The sequence below is a fragment of the Enterococcus sp. LJL51 genome, from assembly GCF_054871795.1.
The window spans coordinates 65,315-72,710 of record NZ_JBTXLW010000019.1; the positions used below are offsets into that span (position 1 = coordinate 65,315).

7 protein-coding genes are annotated in these 7,396 nt (G+C 38.2%); 1 reads left to right on the plus strand and 6 read right to left on the minus strand.

The features are described from left to right. Positions 1–23: 23 nt before the first annotated feature. The 5 genes from ACYSNQ_RS15290 to ACYSNQ_RS15310 all read right to left on the minus strand — a co-directional run bounded on the left by ACYSNQ_RS15290 (position 24) and on the right by ACYSNQ_RS15310 (position 5,933). Positions 24–824, minus strand: coding sequence for a phosphatidate cytidylyltransferase (locus tag ACYSNQ_RS15290; protein ID WP_426084450.1), 801 nt, complete (start codon positions 822–824; stop codon positions 24–26). Beyond that, positions 821–1,624 (minus strand): isoprenyl transferase, encoded by an 804-nt coding sequence (locus tag ACYSNQ_RS15295; RefSeq protein WP_426084451.1) that lies wholly within the window; start codon positions 1,622–1,624, stop codon positions 821–823. The genes ACYSNQ_RS15290 and ACYSNQ_RS15295 overlap by 4 nt, the downstream gene beginning before the upstream one ends. Positions 1,625–2,218: 594 nt before the next feature. Continuing rightward, the gene (locus ACYSNQ_RS15300; protein WP_426084452.1) at positions 2,219–3,772 is read right to left on the minus strand and encodes a PASTA domain-containing protein; all 1,554 of its coding nucleotides are present in this window, start codon (positions 3,770–3,772) and stop codon (positions 2,219–2,221) included. Then, positions 3,765–4,439 (minus strand): ABC transporter ATP-binding protein, encoded by a 675-nt coding sequence (locus ACYSNQ_RS15305; protein ID WP_426084453.1) that lies wholly within the window; start codon positions 4,437–4,439, stop codon positions 3,765–3,767. The genes ACYSNQ_RS15300 and ACYSNQ_RS15305 overlap by 8 nt, the downstream gene beginning before the upstream one ends. Before the next feature lie 12 nt (positions 4,440–4,451). Beyond that, complete coding sequence (locus ACYSNQ_RS15310; RefSeq protein ID WP_426084454.1) at positions 4,452–5,933, minus strand: ABC transporter permease; 1,482 nt, start codon at positions 5,931–5,933, stop codon at positions 4,452–4,454. Between the two features lie 905 nt (positions 5,934–6,838). Between ACYSNQ_RS15310 and ACYSNQ_RS15315 the strand changes: the two genes are divergently transcribed. Further along, complete coding sequence (locus ACYSNQ_RS15315; RefSeq protein WP_426084455.1) at positions 6,839–7,009, plus strand: transposase; 171 nt, start codon at positions 6,839–6,841, stop codon at positions 7,007–7,009. A gap of 202 nt (positions 7,010–7,211) precedes the next feature. Here ACYSNQ_RS15315 and ACYSNQ_RS15320 read toward each other — a convergent pair. Then, on the minus strand, positions 7,212–7,396 hold a 185-nt coding region (locus ACYSNQ_RS15320), incomplete at its 5' end, for a hypothetical protein (protein WP_426084456.1).

Genomic DNA, 7,396 nt, shown 5'->3' on the forward strand with positions numbered 1-7,396 from the left:
TCTCACCATCCCTTCTCAGTTTTTTAGAACAAGCCGAACAAATGCATGATTGGAAAAACAAAAAGCAAACTGTCAAAACGATCTAATATTCCACCGTGTCCCGGTAATATTTTCCCTGAATCCTTGACTTCATAATGACGCTTAATAGACGATTCCACTAGGTCGCCAAATTGACCAACCATTGAGAAAATGACTGTCATAACAATCATAACCGGCAGGCTATAAGTAAATGCTTCCTTTCCGGGTACGAACAATAGGTACGGCACAGCAACTACCACAGCGGAAAGGATTCCGCCAATCGATCCTTCAATTGTTTTATTCGGGGAGACAGAAGGCAGCAGCTTCCGCTTACCAAATTTTCTCCCTACCATATAAGCACCTATGTCTGTCGCCCAGACAACAAACAAAGCATACAGCAGAACAACTAGTCCGCTGCTTCTTGCAGCAACGAAATTTTGAAAACCAACGCCGACATATAAACTTACAATTACAGGAAAGCCAGCCTGGGAAATACTATACGTATTTTTAGAAGCTACCAACGCTCCCAATAAAATCATTACCATTAAATAAAACAGGATAAAGTTATCTGTTTTTTCCGGTAGAAAGAAGAACCAGCGTTCTTTAGGTAAAACCAGCACAACTGCTGCCAGTACTGCAAGGACTCCTTCAAAGCTTAATAGCTCCAAGCCCTTCATTTTAAATAACTCATAGACCCCAACTGCTGCTAAAGCGGCAGCCGTAAGTTCAACTGCAATCCCTCCATAAACGATAATTGGGATAAATAATACTAAGGCAACAACTGCTGTAATCACACGTTGTCTCATATTTTTTCTTCCTCCGTTTCCTTCAGTCCGCCAAAGCGGCGGTTCCTGTTTTGGAATGATGCAATTGCTGTTTCTAAAAGCTCATCATTGAAATCAGGCCACAAAGCATCGGTAAAGAAAAACTCGCTATAGGCAATTTGCCACAACAGAAAATTGCTAATCCGTTCTTCTCCACTCGTCCGAATCAACAGCTCTGGATCACGAAGCTCTTCGGATAAAAAGCCAGTCATCAGAGCATCGGAAATTGCAGCTTCGCTGATTGCTTCCGGAGCAACTTCTCCTGATTTTACCTGTTCCGCAATATGTTGTACGGCAGTCACAATCTCAGCCCTCGACCCGTAATTTAATGCGAAATTCAATACCATTCCTGTATTATTCTTCGTCTGCTCAATTGCTCGTTTTACAGCATCCTGTGTATGCTCCGGCAGAAATTCCTTATAGCCCATGACCTCTACCCGTACATTTTCTTTAATCAGCTCTGGTACAAATGTATCAAAAAAATCTACTGGAAGCTGCATCAGAAAATTGACTTCTTCAGAAGGACGTTTCCAGTTTTCTGTTGAAAAGGCATACAGCGTCAATACCCTGACACCTAATTTACTAGCATGCTTCGTTATTTTTTTTACAGTATTCATGCCTTCCTTATGCCCGGCAATTCTTGGCAGTCTGCGGTTTTGGGCCCAGCGGCCATTTCCATCCATGATTACTGCAATGTGTTTTGGAATAATGCCATCTTTATCAAATAAATATTCAGCTTCTTCCTGAATATACTTATCTTTTTGCGGAAAAAAACGAAACATTTCTTTTCCCTCCATTTTAAAAAATCTATACAAATTCTGTTAAATAAGCTGGTTTATACACTATAAAATCTAGTACAGCCTCCCTATTACTTAACAGGATTTATACATCTAGACTATTATAGCAATAAGTTTCAGAAAAACCTATGCAAACAGTAAAATTTTCTTAATTGTTAAGAAACTGAAATGCTGTCTGCAAATAATGAGTCTAGACAAAAAAACGTGAGTAGGACACAACTCATTGAGTTATGTCCACTCACATGGAATTCGGATAAACGGCGGAAGCAGCACATACCAGCATTAAACTGCGACGGGTAATCGCAGGAGCACTCGCTAGCATTAAACTGCGACGAGTAACCGCAGGAGCAAGTCCTTCGGAAATAAGCTGAAATTCACAAAAATTTGAAGAACACCAGGTAAGAATCAGTCAACATCTGCTTGGTTCCCTCGTAGTGTTTCTTGACAATTTTCGGATAATCCGTCTTATTGCTGTGAAACACAGCGAGGGATAAGCTGATGTTGAACAGTACCTACTTAGTTCTCGGGATTAAACACTTCTGCCCCATTCTCGCTGCTCCTTGGATATTTAAAAAAACTTTAATCCGTTGGATTCTCAGAATTTTTTTGCTCCTGTTTGGTAACATTTCCTCTACTAATGCCGATTCGAATCACTGCATTTGTTGGAACGAATTCATTATAATTACTCATTTCAACGACCGTTCCCTTCGTCACTTCTGAATCGATATAGTAGATTTGATAGGTAAGTGGTGCACCCTTTTGCTGATATTCATCATAAAATATTTTTTGAACATCGCCTTCCATTGTATCATTACGTAAATCTTTCAAAAACGGTTTTCCTATGGAATAGGTTACTTGAACACCAGGCTTTTGACTAGCTTTGAAAGTCTCTCCAGCAGCAATCGACTGGCTGACAAAACCGCCATAAGGTACTGTATCATTGTATAGCTGTACGACTTGAATATCTGCATTTCCTTCAGCAGACTTCATAGATACTTGGGAGTAATCAGGAACTACATAAGCTTTTCCAGCTGAAATTACAACTGGGAATTTATCTTTTTTCGCAAGCTTAGTTCCTTTTGCTTCTTTTTGAGAAATGACTTTTCCAGCATCTACTGTATCCGAATCATTTTCCGATACTTCAATTGTCAGTTCGTTTTTCTTCGTCCACTCTTCCACTTCTTCTTTGGTTTTCCCAGTAAAATCAGGAACTTCTATAGTTTTCTCGTAGACTTCAGGACCTTTAGAATAATAGACTTTTGCTTTATCTTTTCTCTTGTAAGTTTCCGCAGTTACATCTTTGGATACCATTTCCAGTTTAATGAATTCCCCTGAAGCTTTTGACGCACTATATTCTTCTATTACACTTAAATTATCCGCTTTATTCTGTAGTATCCAGTCGCTAACCTCTGTCCGATTCATTGTTCCAAAGTCAGGTAGCGGCAGCCCCTCCTCCGGATCGGGACCTAAACTTGCATCTACAGTCAGTTCAGTTCCCTTTTTGATTTTTCCGGTTTTCTTGCTTTGAGAAATAATTGTATTTGTTTCTGCTTCAAAATCATAAATCTGTTCGACTTTAAGCTTTACATCATTTTCTGTAGACCATGTTCGAACTTCGGCAAGCTCTTTTCCAGTGAAATCCGGTACCTTTACATGACTCATTTGATAATAGCCAAAAAATCCCAGTGCTATAACCCCAACAGCCAGTAAAGCAAAAATCACATATTTAATTATTTTTTTTCTGCGGTAGCCGGTATCTACTTCCATTAATTCATCACCATACTCGCCATCATTACTGACTGGTCTGGGAGCTGGTGTTTTTTTTACCGTTGGTTCTTTTACCTTCCGCACTTTTTTTTCTTTTTTTCTAGCTCTCAGCATATCCTCTACAGACAAGTCTCCTTCATCTGGACGCTGGGACTCTACAACAGGCTTTTGCGCTACTGTCTCTGGCTGCCTCACAGGCTGCTGGTGATCAGATTTCACCTGATTTTGAGCTGTCTCTAATGATTCCGCGTCAGTCTTCTCCGGCTTAACCGCTTCTTTTTTCTTCCCTTTACTCTTATCGTAAAGTTTATCTTGACGGGTCTTTTCGTAGTTTCCCCCGCTAAAGTTAGATAAAAAATCACTCATATTCCTTCAACACACCTTTTTTCAAATAATATGTCGTATCAGACTGTTTGGCAATTTCATTGGAGTGGGTCACGACAATCACACACTTATCATGCTCTTTTGCCAGCTTTGTAAAAATATCTACAATTTCCTGTTCCATTTCCTCGTCAAGGTTACCTGTGGGCTCATCGGCTAAGATGATATCCACATTAGTAGACAGCGCTCGAGCAATTGCTACACGCTGTTGTTCTCCCCCGGAAAGCTGATTGACTAGCCGATCAGCTTTTGCCTTGTTGATACCAATATAGTCCAAAAGGTTGTAGGCAACTTCACGCTGATTATCCGGTAACTGGTTATCTGTAATCGACATCGCTACTAGTACATTTTCTACAGCAGTCAAATATGGAACCAGATTATAGCTCTGGAAAATAATGCTGATAGCATCTCTTCTATATTTGTCATAACCCATAGTTTTAATATCTTTTCCTTTGAAAAGCACCTGTCCTGATTTAGGAGTATCCAATGCGCTAATCATTGATAGAAATGTCGTTTTTCCCGAACCAGAATGTCCTAAGATCGTATAGAATTTGCCTTTTTCAAAAGAAACACTAGTATCCTTAAGAATAAAACGACGCCGATCTCCGTCCTGATAGTAATAATCTAATTTTTTTGTTTCAAGAATCGCCATTTTCTTTCCCTCCTACATCATGATTTTTTTCGGATTCAATCGAAGAATATACAGCAGCGGTACTATCGCCGACAGTAATGTTGTTGCCAATCCTACGACCAGATACGTAATAATATAGGCTGGTGAAAATTCAACCTTGTAGGAGTTCATAATATCTTCAGTTGTTAAATCTGAAACGCCTAAAGAGGACATTCCGTAATACATCATATCATTTGCACCATTATTGGTACTTGTCAGAATATCACTATTAAGTAATGAATCTGAAACTACCTTACCCAGAATATTTCCGCTAATTAAAGATAAAAGCAATGCAATCCCGCTAATTATCAGCATTTCTATAACAATCTGACTCATCACCCGACCGCGCTTATCTCCAAGCGACAGATAGATTCCCAACTCATGCTTACGATCACGCATGAATAGCAGAACCACCAAAGAAATAATCAGCAATGCGGCTATAATAGAAATCATTACCACATAACCAGAAATCTTTGACAAACTCTTCATGCTGCCGCCAATTTGATCATACTGATCTGTTGACGCCTTTACTGCATAAAGATCTGGCAATAACGGCTGAACCTCTTCCTTGAACGCTTCCACATCATCGACGTTTTTCAGAACATATACAGGAACATAGTATTCCTCCTGTTCATCTACTTCACTTAAATCTTCCTGCGTTTCAGCAGGGCTTTCTGCTTTATATTTTTCAAAAAAAGCTTTTTCGTTTTCAATTACTACTTTATTCGTCGTATACACCGTATTTAGCTGTTCCATAGATAAATACTGCTGATCCATCATACTGCCGGAATTTTCTTCCCCATTATCTTTTTTCATCTCTACAGAAGCCGGCTCAAAAATACCAATAATCTCCAACGGAATATCAACTTTGAATAGGGTTGAGCTTTCCCCATTCTCGTTGTAGTCATAAGCGACACGATCCATTACCATCTGATCACCTACAGAAAGTCCATTGCTTTCTGCAATTTTTGATGAAATTAGTGCAACATTTTTACCGCTATCAATCTCTTCCTGAGTGAGCACGCGCCCCTCGATTAGATTAATCTTTTTCTCTTCAATATCCAGTATTTTATTATAATTTGATCCTTTTAATGTGAAGGTATTATCTGCAGAATAGCCAGACTCTTCTTCCATAACAGCGCTTTTCAGCTTTTCAGTCTGAACCCACGATGTCGCATTGTAATCATAGTATTTTACGTAGGAAGATTCACCAATCTGTTTAATCAAATCCTCTGATAGATTTTCAATGACCAAATCTTCTTTCATAAACTCATCTTGATTGTTCTCATAATCCAACTCAACGGTCGCCATAGCGCCCATCTGGCGTTTAACGTTTTTCTCAACATTGGCAGTCGATTGTTGAATAGCAATTGCTCCTGCAATAACATTTCCTAAAATAAAAATAACAGCAAATAATAGAATAGATTTACCTTTTCTACGTGAAACACTGAAAAGTGCTCTTTTTACAAAATTCATACCTTCAACTCCTTAAAGAAATACTAATCACTTTCTCTCCATTATTTCATAACCCGTTGGTTCATACAACCTTTTTCTCAAAAACAAATATTATATGAAATAAAAAAATAATAACATAAAAAATAAGACATAAATTTTATTTTTATTATATGCTTTAAAAATATTCTAAACCTTGACAACACTCATAAAAGAACACGTTTTAGTTCAAAAAAATAAAAAAACAACAGCCGGCAGCTGTTGTTCTTTGGTTTTATAATATTTTGTGTTGGTGGAAAATCTGCCAACACTTTTTTGAGTGTTCAAACACAAAAAGGAACAACAAACTAATAAAATGAAATCGACTAAAACCACAAATCATCAGAAAGGTTGCTCCCTACGGATAAAAATACCAGAAAGTTGCTCGGACTAACAGATAAACACCTCTCCTTTGGAGAGGATTGGCTTGAATACAGACCAATGAAAGGTGTTCAGGCTAAGGTAATCAAGGCAACTCTGACCTATCAACCAACACATTGTGAGAAATGCGAGGTAATAAATCAAGGACAAATAATTAAGAACGGCCACCACCTTACCCAAGCCCAACTTCCTGTATTTAATGAGCGTTTGATATCCTTAGAGCTGACCGCTCCTAATTTCTTTGTCATGAGTGTGGAAAAAGCTTTCATGCTCATACAGAGTTGATTAAAAAACATCATCATCTGTCTAAGCAGCTCTGTCTACAAATTATGCTTGATTTAAAGAAAAATGTCTTTAGAAAACAGATTGCTCAAAAACATTTTGTTTCAGATGTGACCATTCTTCGCTTAATGGAAGAACTCTCTGCTTCCTATCGTTCTAATTGACAGTTTCTTCCGAAAATTCTATGTATCGATGAATTCAAGACAACAAAATGCTGTCAAGAAGCGATGAGTTTCATTTGTGTCAATGGAAAAGCCAAAAAGATTAAAGTCCTCAAGCGAGTTGCCTATGGTTATCGTAATTTTTATCATTTCCGTTCACGCATTTATAGTATTCCAGGTCTTATTTTTTCACCACATAAAAAAGAGAAACAAGCGAATATCTCCGCAGCTTTATAGGCAAATCGAGAATTACCAGTTCCACTTGTGTAGGAACATTTAGTGGGATGGTATGCGTACGATGATAGATGAATGTGTAACATTCATACCTTATATTAGAGCTAGCTGTCCAGCTACGAATATACCTTGTGGAGCCTGCCTCTGCGATTACTCGAGGCAAAGCATAATAAATTTATAGGCTTAGCTGCCCAAATCATTCGCTTTATTCTCCCTTTTTCAAAAAAGAACTTGGAACAAAATCAGAGAATCTCTGTTTTTTCGGCTCTATACTTTTTGATGTTGGTGGAATTCCACCAATATCTTTTTTATTTTCCAAAACAATAGAAAAGACACCTTGAAATCCTTTAGAATTAATTTGGCGAACCAATCCAAAAGGAGGAATCAAGA

Excerpts from the sequence above, each read along its gene's own strand:
- ACYSNQ_RS15300 (WP_426084452.1), bottom strand. The coding sequence starts at position 3,772 with ATGAGTGATTTTTTATCTAACTTTAGCGGGGGAAACTACGAAAAGACC.
- ACYSNQ_RS15295 (WP_426084451.1), bottom strand. The coding sequence starts at position 1,624 with ATGTTTCGTTTTTTTCCGCAAAAAGATAAGTATATTCAGGAAGAAGCT.
- ACYSNQ_RS15310 (WP_426084454.1), bottom strand. The coding sequence starts at position 5,933 with ATGAATTTTGTAAAAAGAGCACTTTTCAGTGTTTCACGTAGAAAAGGT.
- ACYSNQ_RS15305 (WP_426084453.1), bottom strand. The coding sequence starts at position 4,439 with ATGGCGATTCTTGAAACAAAAAAATTAGATTATTACTATCAGGACGGA.
- ACYSNQ_RS15315 (WP_426084455.1), top strand. The coding sequence starts at position 6,839 with ATGAGTTTCATTTGTGTCAATGGAAAAGCCAAAAAGATTAAAGTCCTC.
- ACYSNQ_RS15290 (WP_426084450.1), bottom strand. The coding sequence starts at position 824 with ATGAGACAACGTGTGATTACAGCAGTTGTTGCCTTAGTATTATTTATC.